The sequence below is a fragment of the Parvularcula sp. LCG005 genome (genome assembly GCF_032930845.1).
In the GTDB taxonomy this organism is placed as follows: Bacteria; Pseudomonadota; Alphaproteobacteria; order Caulobacterales; family Parvularculaceae; genus Parvularcula.
Window position 1 is genome coordinate 2,648,773 of sequence record NZ_CP136758.1, and the last position, 20,930, is coordinate 2,669,702.

The 20,930-nt window shown below is 58.1% G+C and carries 26 protein-coding genes, 1 tRNA gene and 2 pseudogenes; 13 read left to right on the forward strand and 16 right to left on the reverse strand.

Annotated features, from left to right (window positions below; genetic code table 11):
- Positions 1-387, forward strand: coding sequence for an ankyrin repeat domain-containing protein (locus RUI03_RS12615; RefSeq protein WP_317287827.1), 387 nt, complete (start codon positions 1-3; stop codon positions 385-387).
- Between the two features lie 87 nt (positions 388-474).
- On the opposite strand, the gene RUI03_RS12620 is transcribed toward RUI03_RS12615, so the two are convergent.
- On the reverse strand, positions 475-867 hold the full coding sequence (locus RUI03_RS12620) for a DUF3768 domain-containing protein (RefSeq protein ID WP_317287828.1): 393 nt from the start codon (positions 865-867) through the stop codon (positions 475-477).
- A 351-nt stretch (positions 868-1,218) separates the two neighbouring features.
- On the opposite strand from RUI03_RS12620, the gene RUI03_RS12625 reads away from it, so the two are divergent.
- Together RUI03_RS12625 and RUI03_RS12630 are read left to right on the forward strand one after the other, a co-directional pair.
- Positions 1,219-1,605 (forward strand): hypothetical protein, encoded by a 387-nt coding sequence (locus RUI03_RS12625; RefSeq protein WP_317287829.1) that lies wholly within the window; start codon positions 1,219-1,221, stop codon positions 1,603-1,605.
- Positions 1,602-2,369 (forward strand): hypothetical protein, encoded by a 768-nt coding sequence (locus RUI03_RS12630; RefSeq protein WP_317287830.1) that lies wholly within the window; start codon positions 1,602-1,604, stop codon positions 2,367-2,369. Before RUI03_RS12625 ends, RUI03_RS12630 begins: the two co-directional genes overlap by 4 nt.
- Here RUI03_RS12630 and RUI03_RS12635 read toward each other — a convergent pair.
- Entirely contained in the window at positions 2,366-3,058 is a 693-nt protein-coding gene (locus tag RUI03_RS12635; RefSeq protein WP_317287831.1) for a hypothetical protein, read from the reverse strand. The two genes, RUI03_RS12630 and RUI03_RS12635, sit on opposite strands and share 4 nt — an antisense overlap.
- Before the next feature lie 258 nt (positions 3,059-3,316).
- Here RUI03_RS12635 and RUI03_RS12640 point away from each other — a divergent pair, with 258 nt between their 5' ends.
- Complete coding sequence (locus RUI03_RS12640) at positions 3,317-3,757, forward strand: recombinase family protein (protein ID WP_317287832.1); 441 nt, start codon at positions 3,317-3,319, stop codon at positions 3,755-3,757.
- A 331-nt stretch (positions 3,758-4,088) separates the two neighbouring features.
- Here the strand turns inward: RUI03_RS12640 and RUI03_RS12645 are convergent, their stop codons facing one another.
- Both RUI03_RS12645 and RUI03_RS12650 read right to left on the reverse strand, forming a co-directional pair.
- Positions 4,089-4,493, reverse strand: coding sequence for an ankyrin repeat domain-containing protein (locus RUI03_RS12645; RefSeq protein WP_317287833.1), 405 nt, complete (start codon positions 4,491-4,493; stop codon positions 4,089-4,091).
- Positions 4,490-5,353 (reverse strand): hypothetical protein, encoded by an 864-nt coding sequence (locus tag RUI03_RS12650; protein WP_317287834.1) that lies wholly within the window; start codon positions 5,351-5,353, stop codon positions 4,490-4,492. The genes RUI03_RS12645 and RUI03_RS12650 overlap by 4 nt, the downstream gene beginning before the upstream one ends.
- A 333-nt stretch (positions 5,354-5,686) precedes the next feature.
- Between RUI03_RS12650 and RUI03_RS12655 the strand changes: the two genes are divergently transcribed.
- From RUI03_RS12655 to RUI03_RS12665, 3 genes and pseudogenes are all read left to right on the forward strand, one after another.
- The gene (locus tag RUI03_RS12655; RefSeq protein WP_317287407.1) at positions 5,687-5,968 is read left to right on the forward strand and encodes a hypothetical protein; all 282 of its coding nucleotides are present in this window, start codon (positions 5,687-5,689) and stop codon (positions 5,966-5,968) included.
- Between the two features lie 20 nt (positions 5,969-5,988).
- The gene (locus tag RUI03_RS12660) at positions 5,989-6,279 is read left to right on the forward strand and encodes a hypothetical protein (protein WP_317287835.1); all 291 of its coding nucleotides are present in this window, start codon (positions 5,989-5,991) and stop codon (positions 6,277-6,279) included.
- A gap of 56 nt (positions 6,280-6,335) precedes the next feature.
- Positions 6,336-6,755 (forward strand): annotated as a pseudogene (locus RUI03_RS12665) (recombinase family protein); the annotation flags it as partial.
- A 144-nt stretch (positions 6,756-6,899) separates the two neighbouring features.
- On the opposite strand, the gene RUI03_RS12670 reads toward RUI03_RS12665, so the two are convergent.
- Positions 6,900-7,157 (reverse strand): hypothetical protein, encoded by a 258-nt coding sequence (locus RUI03_RS12670; protein ID WP_317287836.1) that lies wholly within the window; start codon positions 7,155-7,157, stop codon positions 6,900-6,902.
- A 57-nt stretch (positions 7,158-7,214) separates the two neighbouring features.
- Here RUI03_RS12670 and RUI03_RS12675 point away from each other — a divergent pair.
- A pseudogene (locus tag RUI03_RS12675) lies at positions 7,215-7,361 on the forward strand (zinc ribbon domain-containing protein); the annotation flags it as partial.
- A 526-nt stretch (positions 7,362-7,887) separates the two neighbouring features.
- Here the strand turns inward: RUI03_RS12675 and RUI03_RS12680 are convergent.
- Together RUI03_RS12680 and RUI03_RS12685 are read right to left on the reverse strand one after the other, a co-directional pair.
- Positions 7,888-7,964, reverse strand: a tRNA-Arg gene (locus RUI03_RS12680).
- 158 nt (positions 7,965-8,122) lie between these two features.
- On the reverse strand, positions 8,123-8,866 hold the full coding sequence (locus RUI03_RS12685) for a YbjN domain-containing protein (RefSeq protein WP_317287837.1): 744 nt from the start codon (positions 8,864-8,866) through the stop codon (positions 8,123-8,125).
- Positions 8,867-8,991: 125 nt separating this feature from the next.
- Between RUI03_RS12685 and RUI03_RS12690 the strand changes: the two genes are divergently transcribed.
- Positions 8,992-10,437 carry an RsmB/NOP family class I SAM-dependent RNA methyltransferase gene (locus RUI03_RS12690; RefSeq protein ID WP_317287838.1) on the forward strand — a complete coding sequence of 482 codons (1,446 nt, stop codon included), beginning with the start codon at positions 8,992-8,994 and terminating at the stop codon, positions 10,435-10,437.
- 50 nt (positions 10,438-10,487) lie between these two features.
- Here the strand turns inward: RUI03_RS12690 and obgE are convergent, their stop codons facing one another.
- The 6 genes from obgE to efp form a co-directional block, all read right to left on the reverse strand.
- Positions 10,488-11,528: a GTPase ObgE gene (gene obgE / locus RUI03_RS12695; RefSeq protein ID WP_317287839.1), complete on the reverse strand. Its 1,041-nt coding sequence runs from the start codon at positions 11,526-11,528 to the stop codon at positions 10,488-10,490.
- Positions 11,525-12,064: a GNAT family N-acetyltransferase gene (locus RUI03_RS12700; protein WP_317287840.1), complete on the reverse strand. Its 540-nt coding sequence runs from the start codon at positions 12,062-12,064 to the stop codon at positions 11,525-11,527. The genes obgE and RUI03_RS12700 overlap by 4 nt, the downstream gene beginning before the upstream one ends.
- Positions 12,049-12,579: a GNAT family N-acetyltransferase gene (locus tag RUI03_RS12705; protein ID WP_317287841.1), complete on the reverse strand. Its 531-nt coding sequence runs from the start codon at positions 12,577-12,579 to the stop codon at positions 12,049-12,051. The genes RUI03_RS12700 and RUI03_RS12705 overlap by 16 nt, the downstream gene beginning before the upstream one ends.
- Positions 12,580-12,645: 66 nt before the next feature.
- A complete protein-coding gene (rpmA, locus tag RUI03_RS12710) occupies positions 12,646-12,912 on the reverse strand; it encodes a 50S ribosomal protein L27 (RefSeq protein ID WP_317287842.1) in 267 nt (88 codons plus the stop codon).
- Positions 12,913-12,914: 2 nt separating this feature from the next.
- Complete coding sequence (gene rplU / locus RUI03_RS12715) at positions 12,915-13,535, reverse strand: 50S ribosomal protein L21 (protein ID WP_317287843.1); 621 nt, start codon at positions 13,533-13,535, stop codon at positions 12,915-12,917.
- A gap of 392 nt (positions 13,536-13,927) precedes the next feature.
- A complete protein-coding gene (efp, locus tag RUI03_RS12720; protein WP_317287844.1) occupies positions 13,928-14,500 on the reverse strand; it encodes an elongation factor P in 573 nt (190 codons plus the stop codon).
- 136 nt (positions 14,501-14,636) lie between these two features.
- Here efp and epmA point away from each other — a divergent pair, with 136 nt between their 5' ends.
- Together epmA and RUI03_RS12730 are read left to right on the forward strand one after the other, a co-directional pair.
- Positions 14,637-15,674, forward strand: coding sequence for an EF-P lysine aminoacylase EpmA (gene epmA / locus RUI03_RS12725; protein WP_317287845.1), 1,038 nt, complete (start codon positions 14,637-14,639; stop codon positions 15,672-15,674).
- Positions 15,671-16,705, forward strand: a complete 1,035-nt coding sequence (locus RUI03_RS12730) for a lysine-2,3-aminomutase-like protein (RefSeq protein ID WP_317287846.1) — start codon at positions 15,671-15,673, stop codon at positions 16,703-16,705. Before epmA ends, RUI03_RS12730 begins: the two co-directional genes overlap by 4 nt.
- Here the strand turns inward: RUI03_RS12730 and RUI03_RS12735 are convergent.
- From RUI03_RS12735 to RUI03_RS12745, 3 genes are read right to left on the reverse strand one after another with little or no spacing between them, the layout of a single operon-like run.
- Positions 16,702-17,094: a TadE/TadG family type IV pilus assembly protein gene (locus RUI03_RS12735; protein WP_317287847.1), complete on the reverse strand. Its 393-nt coding sequence runs from the start codon at positions 17,092-17,094 to the stop codon at positions 16,702-16,704. The two genes, RUI03_RS12730 and RUI03_RS12735, sit on opposite strands and share 4 nt — an antisense overlap.
- Positions 17,095-17,111: 17 nt before the next feature.
- Positions 17,112-17,600, reverse strand: coding sequence for a TadE/TadG family type IV pilus assembly protein (locus tag RUI03_RS12740; RefSeq protein ID WP_317287848.1), 489 nt, complete (start codon positions 17,598-17,600; stop codon positions 17,112-17,114).
- A 6-nt stretch (positions 17,601-17,606) separates the two neighbouring features.
- Positions 17,607-18,893, reverse strand: coding sequence for a pilus assembly protein TadG-related protein (locus RUI03_RS12745; protein ID WP_317287849.1), 1,287 nt, complete (start codon positions 18,891-18,893; stop codon positions 17,607-17,609).
- Between the two features lie 302 nt (positions 18,894-19,195).
- On the opposite strand from RUI03_RS12745, the gene RUI03_RS12750 reads away from it, so the two are divergent.
- A complete protein-coding gene (locus RUI03_RS12750) occupies positions 19,196-19,831 on the forward strand; it encodes an SDR family oxidoreductase (RefSeq protein ID WP_317287850.1) in 636 nt (211 codons plus the stop codon).
- Positions 19,832-19,927: 96 nt separating this feature from the next.
- Positions 19,928-20,815, forward strand: a complete 888-nt coding sequence (locus RUI03_RS12755; RefSeq protein ID WP_317287851.1) for an SDR family oxidoreductase — start codon at positions 19,928-19,930, stop codon at positions 20,813-20,815.
- The last annotated feature ends 115 nt before the right edge of the window (positions 20,816-20,930 follow it).

A 20,930-nucleotide genomic window follows, 5' to 3' on the forward strand; every position in this document is an offset into this window, starting at 1 on the left:
ATGATTAAATATTTGGAAATGACGGACAAAGAAGACAGCCTGCAAGACAACCTTTATGCTGATCTCATTTTTGCAGCCGCAAAAACCGGAAATGTCAGTTTTTTGCACGGTTATATTGATTCTGGGTATTGCGTAAACGTAAAGCACGAACACTCCGGCTATACGCCGCTTCATATTGCTTGTGCATATGGCCATATTGATTTTGTAAAATCATTGTTTGAGATCGGTAATGCAGATCCTTGGATATTAGACAATAATGAGCGATATGCCATTGACTTGGCGACGGAACAAGATTTTCGGGATATTATCGGCCTACTGAGAGACGAGATGTATGGATGTGATCCGATCGCAGAGTTCGTCAGAAAGTTCGGCCCTAGGCCCATTTAAGATTTGCGGATAATTGTCTCTAGGGCAGGATTTCCGATCATCGCCGCTTAAGTATTTCGATCGATTGAACTCGAACCAAAAGTACTTTCAATACTCACTTGCCAGCATGACGGTCAGGACACGGTAGGAGCTGCTCGGGTCTTCCGGATGCTCGCTGCCATACATGCAGCTGTCATCCGCATAGTAGTCGATCTTCCAGAACACCTTTCCTGCTTCCGCATGATCCAGAGAGCCAAAATCGTGCTCGCCATAGAGGTCATTGTCTTCCGTAAAGCTGTCAAAGCCGCGTACCATGGCCAGTATCTCGACTTGAGCCAGTGGTGAGAGTTGTGTGATACCGGAGGTCAGAAGAAACGTTCCCAGAACATCGGGTCTGCCGAAGACGGGAATATGAAGCCGGGACCGGAACCGGTCATTGAGTGTTGCAATCGCCTGAGCTTTCTGGGCGTGGGTTGAAGCGCGGCTTTCTTCGTTTTGCATGGTGATGCCTTTCAGTTCGTGGCCGGTCCATTCCGACCATTGAACCGAAAAGGCCTGGCCGGTATGGGCGTGATTGCACCGGCGCAGCCGGGAAACCCCTACACGGGCCTTTGCCTAGGCCCTCCCTGCCAGAGGCAAAGGCTGGCGCGGGCCGGGGTTGCAAGGTCAGCCCTCGGTCAGGCATGGTTCAAGTGATGGTCAGGAGTGGCCGCGCCATCGGCTGGTAGCGCCACCCTGGCTTAGATTTGAAAGGCTTAGCTCATTGCCCGCCCAAGCAGCTTAGGCGTGCATATGGTCCGCACACAGTACTTTTCATAATTCTTTAAGCTTCGGCGTGTATACTGTTGTGAAATGACAACGGAGACACAGCGCGACACGGAATTCCTGGGCAAACTGCCATTGCCTCAGCGTATTGATATTATGCGGGGCATGGTCGACTTGTTGGAAAGCAAGCCAGGCACATCTGAAGATTTGCGGATCAGCGAGCGAGCCGTGCTGTGCCCAAAAACCAAAAGCCTCGTGCGTCTGCGTCTCAGCCAGCATCACTGGCATATCTTCGACAACCTCATTCTGGGCTGTCCCGATCTACAATCCTATTATCTGGAGCCTTTTCGGGACGCGGGCGCGCACGGCGCTGCAGCGCAACGCGTGATGAGGGAGCACATTCGTCTCAGCCTTGAAATCCTTCACCGCCGCTTGGCTGAAGCTGAAGCCATGGCGCAGGAGTGCATGGCATGAGCTTCCTTGTAGAGACATTTAATGAGTGCAGCGGCCAGAACGGAAAGCTGCTCGACAGGTCAGCAAAGCTTGAGGGCTCGGCTCTATCGGCTGATGTCACCTCTGAAGAAACATCGCCGGGGCATAACGTCTATGCCAATCAGGAGATTACCGCCTCCAACGTGATGCAGGAGCACCGCGAGGATGAGCTGGAAGCCAAGGGCTATATCGCCCCGCAGGGCGGCAGCGACGTCTTCTTTGAAAGAGATCGCGAGAAGAAGAAGGATGCCGAAGAGATAAGCCTCGATATGATGGCCGATGAGGCCAAGAAAACGCTGGACCGCATACTGAATGTCGGCGGGTTCGAGTTTGATGTCGATGCCTGGGCCGAGGTCGGCGAAGAGTTTCTGAGTGATCCCGCCAAGCGCAAGGCGTTTCTGGATAACGTCGTTGCCGGAAACCCCGGCATGGACCGCGACCGCGCGGAAGTCGTCCTTATCGAAACCTTCGAGATCATGGCGAGGGTCAGAGGCGCGCGTGATCAGGGACAGGAACCTGATGCGGCCGACATGGCGCGCCTTGAAGAGATCGCGATGGAAAATCCTGATGTGATCGAGGCTGCTCAGAAAGAGGTTGAGCGAAACAGCGATCGAAATCGTGGATTAGGCAGAGAATATCAGGATGATCCGAGCCGCGACGGGACAGTGGAGACCGCTGTGGAGCTGGATGAGCCGGTCGAAGAGCTGGCCACGTCTACGCCAGCGTTCTTCGGTGGACCGGCCTAATCGAGTTGAAGTGAGGCCTGACGGCGGCGCGCGTCCAGCTTGTCCTGAATGGCCGGATTATAGGCAAAGCGGTCATATCCGGCAAAGTCGAAATCAAAGGTTGCGCCTGAGCGAGTGACGTATTCCATCTCGGCTTCTCCATCCTCCGGGCGAACGGTAAAGAGCAACAGCTTGCCGCCCTCTTTCTGTTCCGTGCGCCCCATATAGGCGATACGGAACCCATCTTGTCTGGCCAGCATCATTTGGTCGTCGACGTATCCACAACCATTAAAATCCGGCTTGGTTGCCATCAGGCGTTCACAGTCTTTGTAGGCTGCATCCTTGTTGAAGCTGAGACGCGGCGGATCGACATCTTCAAACTCCACATCATGAAAGCTGCAGTCGGTGACCACGTCGCGCACAGCCGCCTTTGTAGGCTGGTGGCGCAAGGAGGCGTTGGTCTCCACGACATATCCCTCAGAGCCATCTGCGCTGCAGGTGAAATAGGTTGCGAGGCGGCCTTTGGGTGTAACGCGGTCAGCGGCCATGAGGACGATCTGTCCGCGATTGCCGGTCAGCTCTGCCATGACAGCGCCGGCATCACCGGCCAGTTTGTCCTGAGCATTGGCCTGCGTGCCCATGCCGCTCAATCCGGCGAACAGGGCAACAGCGGCGCTCTTGGCAGCGCGGGAAGTAGCAGAATGACGCATAATACTCTCGTCCCTCATATAATGGGACACCTCAATTATGCTCGGCACTATACAATAATCACGAAATATTGTCGAATCTAAAACGATCGTTTTAATGGATCATCATTTCGATTGACTTAAAGCGGGCGTGAATTAAGTTGTTTCAAGGCTTTGAGAGACCAGACGCCTCAGCGAAAACGGCCATCACGAAAACGATCGTTTTCCCGCAATGGCGTTCCGGCCTTTAGCCCCGCTCAACGGACAACCAGGAGGATCGCCATGTTTGTCGGCTATGCCCGCAAGTCGACCGCAGACCAGTCACTTGACCTTCAGATCGATGCGCTGAAGGCGGCGGGCTGCACCCGCATTTTCCGGGAAACGGGTTCGGGGGCTGACAAGAAACGGCCTGAGCTCATGCGCGCTTTGGCGGCTCTTGGTACAGGCGATGTGCTGGTTGTCTGGAAGCTGGACCGGCTGGCGCGGTCCCTGCGGCATCTGACTGATATCGTCACCGATCTGGAAGCCCGCGAGGTGGGGTTTCGCGCACTGCAGGACCCAATCGATCTCACCACCAGTCAGGGCAAGTTGATTTTTCACATCATGTCAGCGCTGACAGAGTTTGAGCGGGAAATTATCAGGGAGAGAACGCTGGCCGGTCTGGCCGCCGCCAGAGCGCGGGGACGCGTGGGCGGAAGGCCGAGAAGATTTGTTGAGACTTAGAAAATTTGGACAGAGTTAAACCAATCGGTTTGCTATGGCTTAGGTGAAGATGAATGATCGACGGACGAAGCTTGATCTATTCGCTCACAGCTCTCAGAGCCGTCTTCACTGATTTCTGCCTCAGAATTCGGCAGCATAAGTTCAGTTTTTACAAAGTACGCAAGACCAACTGCCGAATAAAATATCGAAGCTAAAGCAAACAAAGCTATTACTGGCTCTCGAGCCTCGTTCTCTTTTGAGAAAAAATTCCTTATGCCCATTCATAATGTTCGTAAAGAAATGTTGCAAGAAAGTAAAGTATTATATCCAAATGCAAATAAGCACGCCTGACCTATTCTATATTTTTAAAGGCATCTCGGTTTTTGTAGAATTTGGCTAAGTGCCTTATTTCCTTGGTTGAAAAGATCTCAGGTTTAAATACTGGAGCGCTCTTCACTGACGCTTCTGCATAGAGACGTGCATGTGTCGCTTCCCTGAGCACCCGCTGCGTGGCTGCATCTGACCACTGAGCAATATCGAGTGGCCGGTGGTTGTGGTGGTCGCGCAAGTGGGGATTTGCCCCAGCCTCGCTCAGAAGCACATAGGCTGTCAGCGCATTGCCGTAGCGCGCTGCCTCATGCAGGGCGGTTGAGCCGCACTTTTTTGACTGCGCATTAATGGCTTTCGGATTTTTGGCGTGGATCTTCCGAATGGCTTCCAGATCGCCATTCCGAGCGGCATCGAAGAGTTTGTTCATGGCGCATCTCCCGCGCAAAACGCCGTTGCCTGCCTAAGCGTGGATATCTCGTCTTTATTTGATATTTCCAGCAACGTGGCGGCGTAAATGGAGCCTTCCACAACAATGGAAGCATCTGGTGCATCCCCGCTCAATCGAAGCGTCCCTAAAACGGGATTGTCCGTGCGGGGATCAAGGGCGCAAAAAGCCAAAGATGATTTACCCGGAATGACTACGCCGGGACGCACGGCGCAGCGCCTATCGGTGAGGTCGCCGCCAAGGTTGGCTTCACGCGCCCAGATGATCATGTGGCAGATACCAAAGCGTCTTTGCGGCAAAGGCTGCACGGAGAGGAAAGCCAAGAAACCGTCCGGGAAGTCCGGCAATCCATCGAAGCGGTAGAGCGCGTCCGGGATGGCTGCAGCCCGGTCGATTGCATGGCTGCCCATGAATTCAGAGAGCGTATGTCCCAGCCTCTCCAGATAACCGTCGAGGCGAAAACCTCTGGCAATGATGGGATGCTTTGTCTTCACGTAGAGATCGAGAACCGCCCAGATCGCATAAGATGAGTCCTTGCCCGCGAGGAAGTTGCGCAAATTGCGTCCATGGAACGGGTGCGAGGCATCGTCAGGGGACTCAAACCATGACCGCTCCAGCCCGGTAACACGACCGTGGCTTTCAGCACGGATCAGCTGCCGGATGATGTCATCAGCGTATTTGTGGACGCCTCCGGAAAAGGCAGCAAAATCATCCAGCACGGCGAGATAGAGCTGGCGCTTATAGAAGGCCGAGTAGCTCTCTTCCGGTCCAGCCACCACGCTTTCGCTCACAGCCCTTGCTTGGCTTCTGTCCTTGCTGATGACATTCATTGCCGTGAACATCGCTCTCTCTCCGTTTAGCGTCGCACCTGGCTCTTAGCTTAAAAGGAGAGGCTCCCGCCATGTCATCAAATGTCATCAGCTCAAATCCCTTCTGCCCGGATTGCGAGGGCGGGTACGGCGCGCCGTGTTCCTGTTCGCATACCCGCCACCCCTGGCTCTGGAAGCCGGAGGAGCCGACTTATCCTCCGTACAGGAAATAATTTCTTCCAATCGGTCCGGTAAATATGGTACCGTAGAACAAACACAGAACATATGCAATTTACAGCCGGACATTTCGACAGTGCCCGGACGGTTCTGCGTGTTTTTCAACTCCAAAACGAAAGAAGAAAGACCATGAGCAAGAAACAATTGCCTGAAGCCACCATCCAGGACGGCGCAATCAAGGCCACTATCTGGCGCAATGAAGGGGACAACGGCCCGTACTTCGCCACCACTATCACGCGTACCTATCGTGATGCCGCTGGCAATCCCAAGGAGACGAACAGCCTGGTCGGCACGGACCTGCTGCGGGCAGCCGAGCTGGCGCGCGGGGCCTATGCCCGCAGCCGCAAGCTGATGAAGGAAGCCAGGGGCGCACAGGCTGGTGACAATCTCGACGACGGCCCGAGCCGCTGAGCCAGGAGGATCTTCAAACTATGACTGGACCACCTGACTCTCACAGCCCAGACTCTTCCGAAACCGGCCCCGGTGCACTGAGCATGGATGCGCAGCGCTACCTGCATCACCTGGAAGACTGGGACATCAGCGAGGATGAGAAACATGAGTTTCTGACAATCATCTGGAATCTCATGGTCGGCTTTGTCGATCTGGGCTTTCGGCCTGATGCCAGCCGCCTTGTGCAACATTTCTCTGAACAAGCGGCAACAAAACAAACACATCCGGGTGCTGATGATGTAAACTATAGACAATCACCAAAATCAACATGACTGAAGGCGGAATGCCAATTTCGCCCCGACCAATGACAAGGAGACCGACGCATATGATGGAGAAACAAGAACTTGCGACCAAGCTGACCAAGGCCGTCATCTATGCGCGTGTGTCCAACGTCAAACAGACGACGCAGGGCTCCGGCCTCAAGTCGCAAGAGACGCGCTGCCGGGAATATGCCCGGTATCGCGGCCTCGACGTGGTTAAGGTCTTTACCGACGATGTATCCGGTGGCCAGACCTCACGCCCCGGTATGGTTGCCATGCTCGGCTTCCTGCGCTCTCACAGAAATCTCCAACATGCTGTCATCGTGGATGACATCTCGCGCCTTGCGCGCGGGCTTGAGGCCCATCTGCAGCTCCGCGCCGCCATCCAGACAGCGGGCGGGGTGCTGCAAAGCCCGTCCATCGAGTTCGGCGAGGACAGTGACTCCCAGCTGGTCGAGAACCTGCTGGCAAGCGTGTCACAGCATCAGCGCCAAAAGAACGCCGAGCAGACCAAGAATCGGATGCGCGCCCGCGCCATGAATGGTTATTGGGTGTTTCATCCTCCGTATGGCTACAAGTTTGAGCGGCGCTCCGGTGAGGGCAAAGTCCTGGTCCGCAATGAACCGCTCGCCTCAGTCGTCCAGGAAGCTCTCGAAGGCTTTGCCTCTGGCCGCTTTGAAACCCAGACGGAAGTGAAACGCTTTTTGGAAGAACAGCCATGCTTTCCCAAAGACCGCCCGACCGGCGAGGTCTGCGTCCAGCGTGTCACCAACATCCTCACGCGCTCGCTTTACGCAGGCTATGTCGAGGTCCCCAGTTGGAATGTTGGGCTTCGGGAAGGCCGCCACGAAGGCCTGATCGACTACCAGACCTTCAAGCGCATTCAGCAACGACTGATCGACGGCAAGAAAGCGCCGTACCGTAAGGACCTGCGCGATGACTTCCCCTTGCGCGGGTTTGTGACGTGCGGGGATTGCGGCAAGCCGATGACCTCATGCTGGTCGACAGGATATAAGGGCGTGAAGCATCCTTATTATATGTGCTTCGGCAAAGGTTGCCCCAGCTACCGCAAATCTATTCGCCGCGATGACATGGAAACCGAGTTCGACGAACTGCTCGGTGACATGCAGCCCAGCCGCGATCTCGTCGACCTATGCGGGCACCTCTTCAAGGACATCTGGGACCACCGGATCAGCCAGGCGAAGTTTGCAGCGACTAGTTTCAAGCAGAGCATCGCGCGCGTCGATGCCCAGATTGCCGGTTTCCTGGACCGGATCGTGAGCGCGTCCACGCCCTCCGTGGTCAATGCCTATGAGAAACGCATTCATCAGCTTGAAGAGGAAAAGCTCATTCTGAACGAAAAACTGCGCGACAGCGGCAAGCCGGCCAGACCCTTTGGCGAATGTTTTCGAACGGCTATGTTGTTCCTCGGAAGCCCGCAGAAACTCTGGCGTTCAGGCAATCTGGAACAGCGCAGACTGGTGCTCAGATTGGGGTTTCAGGACCGAATTCCGTACAAAAGAAACGAAGGTTTTCGAACGGCCTGCCCAGCCGTTCCTTTCCAAATAGTTCAAGGGCTTAACTCGAATCCGAAAGGTGAAAACATGCTTTTTGAGAAAATGGCGCACCCGAGAGGATTCGAACCTCTGACCTCTGCCTTCGGAGGGCAGCGCTCTATCCAGCTGAGCTACGGGTGCTGAGGCGACCTCCTATGCACGTCTTGGACGGAGATGCCAAGCCTGAAGTCACACCGAATTCGGCAAAAGCTGGCACCCAGCGCAAGCGGACAGGCATGAAAAAACCGGCCCCCGGGGGCCGGTTTTTCCGTTCTGTCTGAAGGGGGAGGTGCGAGCGTTCAGCGCTCACCATCCACGTGATTGATCAGGCGCCCGGGCGCCATGCCATCCGCCTTCACGAACGTGCCGACCATGTCAGTCATTTTCTCAAAGCTGACCTGGTGGGAATTCGCATTCAGCCCGACCATGGTGGCCAGCGAGCTGTCGGCAAGGATTGACTGCATGTTCAGGCCATTGGCCGCAAGATCGGTGTCGCGCACATCCTGACGGACCACATTGGTGGATTCGTAGAGGTGACGATCAAAGACCGAGGCCATGTGGAGGTAGTTGATCAGCGTCACCGCCAGATTGCCCCGCGGAATGCCATAATCGGCAACCGAATAGCGCATGATGTAGGCCACATCGCCATCAGCGATGCCTGTCGAGACAAACGCATAGCGGTAGTTGAAGGCCGACACGGTCGTGGCGGGCGCATTCGTCTGGAACAGCGCCATCATGCTCAGACCGCGGCACCGGGTCATCCCCTTGTCGCAGGCGGTCGGTGTCAGCTGGAACTTGATGCCGTTCTTCGCCTTGGCCAGCAGCACCTTCTGCCCGTCCGGCAGGGTCGCGCCCTGATACTGAATCCCCATTTCATCCAGCAGAGGAATGATGGCTTCAGCATGCAGGCTGGGCAGCATCTGTTCCGGATGGCTGATTGGCGCAGAACCACTGCTCAAAGCATTGCTTTGCGCCGATGCGACGCCTAGAGCAGCAAGCCCGGCGGCGAGCGTTGCAACCGATGTGCGAATGGTCTTGATCATCGTGTCCCCACTTTGTTGGTAGCAGCATCCCACCGCACCGAAGCGATGTCGTCAATCTGTCTTAACCTAAAAGTTACTGTTGCGGTAGGCCGCGTGCCACTGATCCGAGAGTTGGAGCCCTGAAAGTGTCTGTCCCGCCACACGACCAGAAGAAGCAATTCGACCGCCCAAAGGGCCCCAAGGACCGGAACGACCGTGAAGACCGCGGCCGTCGCGGCGATCGCGACGACAAGAACAAGCCCATGGACCAGCGCGACGAGCGGCGCGAGATGCCCAAGCGCAAAAGGCCGGGCGTCCCGGCGCGCGGCGCGGCGCTAGATCTTCTGCGGCTGGTCCGGAACGGGCGCAGCCTCGATGACGCTCTCACCTTTGGTCGAACGTTCAACGAGCTGGAAGGCGCCGACCGCGCTTTCGCCCGCAATATGGCCACGACGGTCCTGCGCCGTCAGGGCAGTCTCGATGCTGTTCTCGACACCTATCTGAACCAGCCGCTTCGCCCCAAACAGGACGATCTGCGCGCCCTGTTGCGCCTGACGGCAGCGCAGGTCCTCCTCCTCGATATCCCGCCCCACGCGGCCGCCTCGACGGCCGTCGACCTGGCGCGCGAGCGGTCGGAGACGGCCGGCTATGCAAAGCTCGTCAACGCCATCGCCCGCCGCCTGTCGGAAACCGGCAAGGAGCGTCTGGAAAAAGTTGATGTCCGGGCGGACATGCCCGGCTGGATCTGGCGCCGTCTGGAGCGCTCCTACGGCCCGCAAAAGGCACGGGCCATCGCCCTTGCCTATCGCCAGGAGCCGCCGCTCGACATGACGATCGCGCCGGGCATTGACCCGGACGTCCTGGCCGAACGGCTGGAGGCGCACAAGGTGGGCCCACGAACCCTGCGCCGCCATGGCGCGGGGCGCATCGAGGACCTGCCCGGGTTCGACGAAGGCACGTGGTGGGTTCAGGATCTCGCGGCATCATTGCCCGCGCGGCTCGCTGGTGATCTCACCGGCAAGACCGTATTCGATCTGTGTGCAGCGCCAGGCGGCAAGACGCTGCAGCTTGCGGCCGCCGGCGGTAAAGTGATGGCCGTGGACATCTCGCCAATGAGGACTGAACGGCTTGAGGAAAATCTCAAACGCACCGGCCTCGAAGCGAAGATTGTCGTAGCCGATATCATGATTATGGACCCGCCTGAGCGCGCCGATGTGATTCTGCTGGACGCACCGTGTACGGCTACGGGCACAGTTCGCCGCAATCCGGATCTCCTCTGGTCCAAACGCGAAGAAGAAGTCGGCACCCTCGCCGCCCTCCAGGACCGCATGATCGACCAGGCGCTGGGCTGGCTGAAACCCGGCGGTACACTGATCTTTGCGACCTGTTCGCTATTCCCCGATGAGGGGGAAAAGCGGGTTGACGCCGCCCTGGCCCGTCACGAGGGCCTGCGGCGCGAGCCCGCCACCCCCGAAGAAGTGGGCGATCTGCCGGTCATCACCAAGGATGGCGATATCCGCTGCCTGCCCTCTTACCTCAGCGAACAGGGCGGCATGGACGGCTTCTTTGCCGCACGTCTCGTCAAAGGCTGACCTGGCGAGAACAGGAAGGGCCGACGGCGCAATTCAAGAAGGCGACCGCCTCACGGCACCCAGCCGCTATCATCTGCTTCCGGCGTCATTTCTTCCTTGCGGCGCGCTGTCGTCAGATCCATCAGCTTGTGCAGGAGCGGCTCAAGCCCCTGCCCCGTTACGCCTGACAGCAGATGGACCGTCTTGCCTGAGGCGTCCTCAAGCTCCTTCTGCTTCTCGTGGATGACCTCATCGGTCAGGGCATCAATCTTGTTCAGCGCCAGCACTTCTGTACGGTCCGCCAACTCCTCAGCATACTGCGATACCTCGTTGCGAATGATGCGATAGGCCTCGGCAACATCGTCCTGCGTTCCGTCCACCAGATGCAGGAGCGCCGCGCAGCGTTCCACATGGCCTAAGAACCGGTCACCAATACCGGCTCCCTCATGGGCGCCTTCAATAATGCCGGGAATATCGGCGAGGGTGAAACTGCGCCCGGGGCCGACGCGCACGACACCCAGCTGCGGATGCAGCGTCGTGAACGGATAATCGGCGATCTTCGGCTTGGCGGCCGACACAGCCGCGAGGAAAGTGGACTTGCCCGCATTGGGCAGGCCCAGAAGGCCAATGTCCGCAATCAGCTTGAGACGCAGCCAGATGGTTCGTTCTTCAGGCAGTTGCCCCTTGTTGGCTCGGCGCGGCGCCTGGTTAACTGACGTCTTGAAGCGCGCATTGCCGAAGCCGCCATTGCCGCCCTTGGCCAGCAGAACCTTTTTGCCCGGGGTATCGAGATCCGCAATCAGCGTTTCCTCGTCTTCTTCGAAGATCTGTGTGCCGGTGGGGACCTTGATGACCAGGTCTTCGCCCGCCGCACCGGTCATGTCGCTGCCCATGCCGTTCACGCCCTTCTGGGCCTTGAAGTGCTGGGTATAGCGAAAATCAATCAGTGTATTGAGGTTTTCGACGGCTTCGGCATAGACATTGCCGCCATTGCCGCCATCGCCACCATTCGGCCCCCCGAATTCAACATATTTCTCGCGCCGGAAGGACGTACACCCATCCCCGCCGCGGCCTGAAAGGACGTAGATTTTAGCACGGTCCAGAAATTTCATGGTCGGTAGTCCTCTCGGGTCATGGCAAAGGGCATCAGCATCGCAAATGCCCGCCGGTCTCGGCTCCAGACGGGTTCAGCGTCGGCGATTGGTCGGAAGCCCAGCTTTTCAAGTATATGGATCGACGCCGGGTTATCGGCGAACGCGCCAGCGCGGATGGTTTTGTAGCGAAATTGGCGAAAGCCCATGGCGCAAAAGGCACGGGCCGCTTCGCTCGCCAGCCCGCGGCCTGTGCGGCTGGGGCAGATGGAATAGCCAAGCTCTGCCCCGTCTGGTGTGGCGTTGAAGAATTTGACCGAGCCTGCGGCCTCGCCGCCCTCCAGCACCATATACCAATGGCCATCAGCCGACCGGGCAGCGGCGGAGAACCGGCGACGCACTTCTTCGACTGAGAACGGATAGACCCAGCTGCCGGTCATTCGCACAACATCCGGATGGTGGAATGTCCGCCAATAGCCAGGAGCGTCACGCAGGGTGACAGGCCGCAGCAACAGCCGCGCCGTGGTGATCGAATGCGGCATCAGAGGCGCAGCCATTCCCGCTTCAGCTCATAGCCGAAGCGCGGAAAGTCCCCCTGCAGCACTGTGGACCAGCCCGGACCGATATCACCGATACAGCGGAACCCCGCCTTGAGCGCGACCGCCTGTGAGCCCGGATTGTCCTGAAAAACATCCGCCTCGATCTTTCTTGCGCGTTTGGTGCGAAAGGTGAACAGACAGGCCGCCTTCAGTGCTTCGGTGACAAGACCCTGCCCCCAATGGGCGCGGTCTATGCCGTAGCCCACGGACCAGACCTCATGATAGCGGTGAGCGAAACCAAGACTGCCAATGGCCTGCCCCTGATAGACAAGGGCGAACCCAAACTGCTCGTTGGGGCTCGCCGCCATCCACTGCCGAATGCGAAAACGCGCATGCTCGACCGTTACCGGGTGGGGCCAGGTCTTGGTCGATTTGGCCATTTCTCGATCCCCGAAGGCGCGCGCGATCGCAGGCGCATCCCGCAAGGTCGCGGGGCGCAGCAGCAGTCGGTCAGTACGGATCGAATGGGGCATGGTTCTGTCCAACAAAAAAGGGCCCGAATGGGCCCTTTTCGCATGAAGCGGTGCTTGCGAAAGCCCTTATTCAGCCGCCTCTGGCAGCTGAACGCTCACGATTTTCTTGTCGTCCTTGGTGGTGCGGAACGTCACAACGCCTTCAACCTTTGCGAAGATCGTGTGGTCCTTGCCCATACCGACATTGTCGCCAGGATTGATCTTCGTACCGCGCTGACGGACGATGATGTTGCCAGGGATGACGTGCTCGCCACCATATTTTTTCACGCCAAGACGGCGACCAGCTGAGTCGCGACCGTTCCGTGAAGAGCCGCCTGCTTTTTTGTGTGCCATGTTTAGTCGTCCTTCTTCGCCGCTGCCTGGTCCGTTTTGGCCCGTGGCGGTTTACCTGCCAGAAGCTCCTGCGCCTGCTCGGCCCACTCTTCGGTGGTCGCGCGGTTCAGGAGACCGATTTCGTCGAGTTTCGCTTTGGTGTCGTCAGACATTTCAGCGATCGGCTTCAAGCTTTCAATGCCGACGCCAGCGAGTTTTTCTTTCAGTTTGGGACCAACGCCACCGATCAGGGAGACATCATCCTTCACGTCAGCCGCAGGAGCGGCCTTTTTGGCAGCAGGTTTCGCTGCTGCCTTGCCCGATGGTTTCGCGCCGCCGGTCAGGATTTCCTGGATCCGCAGCACGGTCATCATCTGGCGATGACCTTTTTTCCGGCGATAGTTCTGGCGGCGGCGTTTCTTAAAGACAGTGATCTTGCTGTCCCGCGCCTGCTCGAGAATTTCGGCCGATACAGAAGCGCCATCAACCAACGGGGCACCCACAACAGGGCTGTCCCCACCAAGCATCAGCACTTCACCCAAGGTCACGATATCGCCCGCGTCACCGCTGAGCTTTTCGACCTTGATCACATCATTGGCAGCAACACGGAATTGCTTGCCGCCTGTTTTGACGACTGCGTACATTTTTATGCCTTTCGCTAGACCGGTCACGTGCCGGCAGCCTTTTTGATGGTCCCGGGTCTTTTCCGCCCAGGTTCACGAGCGCGGGGGAGTATGGGAAAAGCACGCCGCCGTCAAGCACATTACGCGCGCGCCGCAATCATCCAGCATGCCGCGTCAAAGCGGATCATGCCGTCTTCTTCAAAGGGAATATGAAAGTGGGCTGCGAGGTGCATCACGCTCCCCACGACCCACACTCAAAATCCGCCCTAAGACCATAGGAGGCGCAGGCGAGTGATGAGATTAGCGCAAAATCCAAGCTCATCAAATGACGTCGTTTCCGGTGCGTATTAGGTCTCCGCAACAAAAAGCCGCCCCGTGGGGCGGCTTTTCTCATCTCGCAATGCGCAAAGACCTCAGTCCTTGGCGCGTTCCACATAGGAATTGTCTTCGGTGTTGATCACCACGCGGGTACCGGCATCGATATGCGGCGGGACCATGATGCGCACGCCGTTGGAGAGCATCGCAGGCTTGTAGGACGACGAGGCCGTCTGCCCCTTCACCACAGGCTCAGTTTCCGTGATCTCGAAAGTCACGCGGGCGGGCAGTTCGATCGCCACCGGGCGATTGTCGAACATTTTCAGGTAGCACTTCATCTCAGGCTCGAGGAAAGCCACCTGATCGCCGATCATGTCCGGCGGCACCGCCACCTGGTCGAACGTCTCAGGATGCATGAAGATGTGATTGTCGCCGTCGTCATAGAGGTACGTGTGCTCCACATCCTCAACGAATGCACGCTCCAGCCCCTCACCGGTCTTGGTGGTGATGACCGTTTTCACGCCGTCGGAGATGCGGCGCATCTCGATCGTCGTTGTCGGCGTACCTTTGCCCGGACGGAACGTCTCGGCCTTGAGAACGACATAGAGCTGGCCGCCATCCTGTTCGAGGACGTTACCTTTGCGGACGTTACTGGCGATGACTTTAACCACGGGCGAAACCTTTTCGATGCGGCACGCCTGAGCTAAGGGGCCGTCTTTGATGTAAATTGTCCCGTCGCATAGCGATTGTCCGCGCCCGCGCCAAGGGCAAGCGCATCGGGTTCACCCGCTGAAAGCACACTTTAGTATGACGACGCCCTTCTGGCGACGCGATATTCACCAGGATCGCCGCCCCTTCCTTCTCCAGCGTAACCGCATCAAGGCGGGTCTGCGGGCCTGGTTTGCGGGGGAAGGCTTTGTTGAAGTGGAGTGCGGCGCGCTGCAGGTGTCACCGGGCAATGAGGCCCACCTGGCCGCATTCCGTGCCGACTACCGGTCCGAAGACGGTACCGCCATGCCGCTTTACCTCCACACCTCCCCTGAATTCTCCTGCAAGAAACTGCTGGCCGCAGGAGAGACGCAGATCGTCGACTTCGCCCGCGTGTACCGCAATGGCGAGATCGGTCCGCTGCACAGCCCCGAATTCACGATGATTGAGTGGTACCGCGCGGGCGCGCCCTACGACCAGATCATGACTGATTGCCAGCAGCTCTGTATCACCGCCATCGACACGGCCGGCGGCGATAGCCTGCGCTGGAAAGGCCGTTCCTGCAATCCGCGGCTGCCATTTGAACGGCTGACACTGGTCGATGCCTTCAGGCGATATGCCAGCATAAACCTTGAATCCCATCTCGATGATCGTGACGGCCTCGCCCATGCGGCTCGTGATAGCGGCATTTCGATCAGTAGTGGCGATCAGTGGTCTGATATTTTCAGCAAGATACTGGTCAGCCACATCGAGCCGCAGCTTGGGGACGGTCGCCTGACCATGCTCTGTGACTACCCCATCGCAGAGGCGGCTCTCGCCCGACCCCGCGCTGACGATCCACGCTTTGCCGAGCGGTTCGAGATGTATGCCTGCGGCGTTGAGCTTGCCAATGGCTTTGGCGAACTGACCGACGCGACCGAACAGCGGCGCCGGTTCGAGGCCGAGATGGACCTGAAGGACCGTCTCTATAATGAACGATATCCCCTAGATGACGATTTTCTGACCGCCCTGCAGACGATGCCGGAGGCCAGCGGCGTCGCCCTTGGCTTTGACCGCCTTGTCATGCTGGCCACAGGTGCGCGGTCGATCAACGATGTTCTGTGGACCCCCTTCCCAAAGCCGGGTGCCGCCCAGTGACTCGCACTCTGAAAACACTCACCGCTCTTGCCGATGCCGATTTGCTGGGTGAAGCAGACGATGCCGCCCTGCGCGCGGTTGCGGCCCGTTACGCCATCGGCGTCACACCGGCCCTGACAGAACTGATGAACGGCGCCGACAGGGCCGATCCCATCCACCGGCAATTCATACCCTCGGCCGGCGAACTGATCACGACCCCTGAAGAGAGGGCCGACCCCATTGGAGATCACGCCCATGAACCGGTCCCCGGCCTGATCCACCGCTATCCGGACCGCGTGCTTCTGAAAATCGTCAGTGTCTGTCCTGTCTACTGTCGGTTCTGTTTCCGGCGGGAAATGGTGGGGCCTGGCAAGGAAACGACCATGAGCGCGTCGGACCTGACTGCAGCGCTGGATTACATCCGCTCAAACTCAGGTATCTGGGAGGTCATCCTCACGGGCGGCGACCCTTTCATGCTCTCGCCGGCACGGGCGCGGGCCATAACAGAGGCGCTCGAGGCGATCGAGCATGTCAAGATCATCCGGTGGCACACGCGCATGCCGGTGGCTGATCCCAGTCGCATTACCGACGACTACGCGGCGGCTGTCAGCAGTGCCAAAAAGGCCGTCTATGTGGCCGTTCACACGAACCACGCCAAGGAACTGACCGCAGAGAGCGTGGCCTCCTGCCGCAGACTGCACCGTGCAGGGATCACCCTTGTCAGTCAGAGCGTGCTGCTGCGCGGCGTAAACGATGATTTTGACACCATGGCCGATCTGATGCGCACGCTCGTCGCCAGTGGCATCAAACCCTACTATTTGCACCAGCTCGACTATGCGCCGGGCACGTCGCATTTCCGTGTCCCGCTGCGCGAAGCCCAAGCCCTCGTCCAGCGTCTGCGAGACGAGCTGTCGGGGCTGTGCCAGCCCACCTTTGTGATCGATATCCCGGGCGGGGTGTCCAAGGCGGTGGCGAGCCTCAACGACATTGCCCCCGTGGATGACGGCCATAAGGTTCGCGGCCGCGATGGTGCCTGGCGGGATTATGATTAAAGTTGGTAGGTCAGGATCGGCGCCCGCCCCTTCGCCTCAAGCGTGATGGATTTGCCGGAGAATGGCGGCGTCTTGTAGGTATACGTCATTTTTGCATCGATGACACGATAGTCGATCTCACCGACTGTTTCGGTCGTGATGGTTGTGATGACCTCCTCGCCGAATTTTTCAATCCACTCATCCATATCCTCTTTGATCTCGGCCTCAGCCGTCGCCGGATCGAGATAGACCCCGCGCGCCACCGTGCCGACAGCGTGATGGAAGCTGTTCTTCACGTAGAGCGAATAGGACACGTCAAAGAACCACAGCATGAAGATGATGAAGATCGGCGCCACGATCGAAAATTCGACGGCACTGATCCCGTCCGTCTGCCGCAGAAAGCGGCGCATAAGGGTCGGTCTTTTTCTCATCGCGTCTGCACCGTGATTTGCGAGCTGACTTCACGATCCCCTAGGACAATGCCGGCATGGCGCCGACGCGCCGTAATATTGACAAACGCAGATGGGGTTTCGTCCGTCCCCGGGCACAGACTGGTACAGACCGCCGAAACGCCGGCCGTGCACTGACAGGTGGAAGACACCGAAATGCAGATCTTGCCATCCTGGCATAGACCATCCGGGCCAAGCACACCGCTCTCTGTAATGCCGAGCGCGGCGAGCGTCGCTTCCTCAATCTGATCCACATCGTTGACGTTGATCATGGAGACCTGCGCGCCCGCCCGCAGCGCCTGATCAAGCTGCATGCGGCCCTGACCGGCAAAGCCGACATCAGCCAGCGTCATGCCGCCCATGATGAACACGGGCAGAAGCAGTGTCGCCTCAATCGAGGCGGTGCCCTGTATGCTGCGCACAAATGCACCAAACAACGCCGTCAGCCGGGTTATGAAATGCATCATCTTCTTTTACTCCACAATGAGGACGACTTGCGCCGTGTCCAGCGGTTCAACGCCAAGGGCGAGGCAGTCACTGCCGAAGAAGCTGTTACCGGTGAATAGAATGGTTTCGGCAACAAGAATGGTGCACGCCCCACTGGTCGCCGCATTCGTTCCTGAGAACGAGACGTTCGAACCCGGAAAATAAAGCGCACCGGTGAATGAGGTCGCACTATTCCCATTCAGGACGTGATCGACATTGTCGATCTTGTCGCCAAAGAACAACACACCGTGATAGAGGTTCGCTGAATCTGTCGGCGCCGTCAGCTGGATATCCGCACCACCGTTCATGTGAATGGTAGAGCCTCCCGTGAACACAAAAGTGACGCCCGTACCGCGAATGATCGCAGAGGAATTCACGCTAAGATCCACGCCATTGAAAATGTAGATACCGGGCGAAAATGTCGTATCACCCTTGATGGAAACCGTACTCCCCCCCGAACCGCTGGCACAGACCGTACCAGGTGCCACGGTGACCGTCGTACTCGGACTGTTATTCAGGTCACTTTTCAGCGTGCTGTCGCAGATGCCTGGAGATGGCAGGGGCAGATCGGCATAGGGGTCAGCGAAAACGCGCGTTCCTTCGAATGGATCGCGGCAGTCTGTCAGTGTCAAACGACCATCATTCCCTTCGATCCCACCAACAGCCGACACGCATTCTGTCGTGACATGGGTTGCCCCATAAAAATCAATCGAATTGGAAGCCAGCGAATTCGAGGCAACATCGCAACCTTCAAGCTCCAGCGTCGATGATCCACCAAAACTGACGGCGCCATTCATGGACCGATGTAGAGCGAGAACGCAGGCGGGACGGGCACCAGCCGTACGAGCGACGGCACGCACGGAAATACTCTTTGTACTATCCGAGAAAAAGGCGCCGGTAAAAAGACGGGGCAACCGGTCCACCAGAACGACCTCGACCGCCTTCGTATCCCCGCTGAAGGGGCCACGGCTCGGCGGCGTCGTCACGATTGGCGTATCGGCGCGAGCCGACATGATGCCGCTCAAGCGTGCAGCGTTGCCGGCCGCGATGCGCACATGATCTTCATCGTGCCCTTGGGCGAGTTGGGCGGCACCGGAGAACGCGGCCGCATCAGCAGCGCTTTGCAGCGTGCGCTGAGTAAATTGCCAGTAAACCACTTCGCCGCCAAGACCCAGAAATCCGACAACGACGGGAACGATCAGCGCGAACAGGATAGCAATACTGCCATCCTCACCGCCAAATGCAGACCTTCTTCTGCGTGTGTGTCGAGCCATGATCAATCATCACCAAGCTAGTCCCCCCGACCTTCATGCTCAGCCTAATGATGCGCGCCCTAACGAATAATATGACCAGTCGCGGTATTTCTATTCAACATTTTTCGCGAACCGAGAAGAAGTATAAAGCCTAACGAATATTAGCGAATGCAGACCGCACGCCGCCTAGACTGGCGCGATCGCTCCATCGCACACCGACAATCTGGTGATCAAAAAAAATTTGTGTGCAGCTGCGACCAAACACAGCAGGAACAATCGGCGCCGCTCCCGGTTGGTCAGATACATTAACCACAGGAGACGACATGCGCATTCTCGTTGCAGGAGCAACCGGGCAAACTGGCCGCTTGCTTACCCACCAATTGGCCGACAGCGGCCATACACCCGTCGCCCTGGTCCGCGAAAGTTCCGATGTTTCCGTTCTGCCTGCAGGGTGCGAAACCCGCACGGGGGACCTGCAGGATCTGCCGCAAGGCATTGCCGATAATGTCGATGCGATTGTGTTTGCGGCCGGGTCCGGCGGCGACACAGGCGAAGAGATGACCGACCGGATCGACCGCGACGGCGCCAAGGCCCTTATCGACGTTGCAAAGAATTCAGGCATCGAGCGGTTCGTCATGCTCAGCTCGGTCGGTGCGGACCGGCCATCCAGCGGTCCTGATGGCCTGCAGCATTATCTCGAAGCCAAGCAGGCGGCTGACCAGCATCTTGAGCAGTCCGGTCTCAACTACACGATCGTCCGTCCTGTGCGACTGACAAACGAAGGCCTGACGGGCCAGATCACCCTCTCGACCGATCATTTGAACAGCGGCGAGATTTCTCGCGCTGACGTCGCCTCGACATTGGCTGCCAGCCTTGGCGAACCCGCTGCCAGCAACCGCATTTTCGAGATTGCGTCAGGTCCCACTGACATTTCGACTGCAATCAAAAGCCTGCATTAGGCAGACTTTTATGGACCGGGGGTGGTCGCAACACGCGGGGAACAAAGAAACACAACGGCTCGTGATCGAGCTGCATGAGAAAAGGATCTAATCATCATGACACTGACCGACCTGAAAGACCCGCGCACGCTTTACCCGCAACCACCATTTGAAAAACAACCGCAGCCGGCGCCCGGCTTTACGGAAAAAATGGACCCACGGCCCGATCATGGCGAAGACAGCTATATCGGTCATGGCCGCTTGGCTGGCCGGAAAGCGCTCATCACCGGTGGGGATTCCGGCATTGGTCGTGCTGCGGCCATCGCCATGGTCCGCGAAGGGGCCGTCGTCACACTCAATTACCTGCCCGACGAAGAAGAGGACGCCAGGTCACTGCAGTCTCTGCTGGCGAAGGATGGCGAGGTTCATCTGATCCCCGGCGATATCACCGACAAGGCTTTCTGCCGGGCATTGATCAAGGATGCGGCTGGCCAGATGGGCGGCCTCGACATTCTGGTCAACAATGCCGCCAAGCAGGTGCGTCAGGAATCCATCGACGACATTTCCGACGAGCAGTTCGACGGTACGATGAAGACGAATGTCTATGCCCTCTTCTGGCTGACCACCGCCGCGATGAAGATCATGCCGCCGGGCAGCACCATCATCAACGTGTCTTCGACCCAGGGGTTTAACCCGGCACCTGTCCTGATCGACTACGCAACCTCGAAGTTTGCCATTCGCGGGTTTACTGAGGCGCTGGCACAGGGGGCAATTGAGAAGGGTATCCGGGTCAATGGCATCGCGCCGGGGCCGTTCTGGACGCCATTGCAACCGTCGACCGGCCAGTCCCAGGACAAGGTGCAACATTTCGGCGAAGCGACACCCATGGGGCGTCCGGGCCAACCGGCAGAACTGGGCGGCGCGTTCGTGTTCCTCGCGTCTCAGGAGTCGAGCTACATGACCGGTGAATTCATTGGCGTAACGGGCGGCAAGCCGATTTCCTGACATCGGGCTCCCAGGGACCGGGCACCTCGCGCCCGGTCCTGCCACATCCCACCACTCACCTCGCTGTACCGCGACACAACCTCCCGGTTGTGTAAAAACATGGGCATGTTAAGCG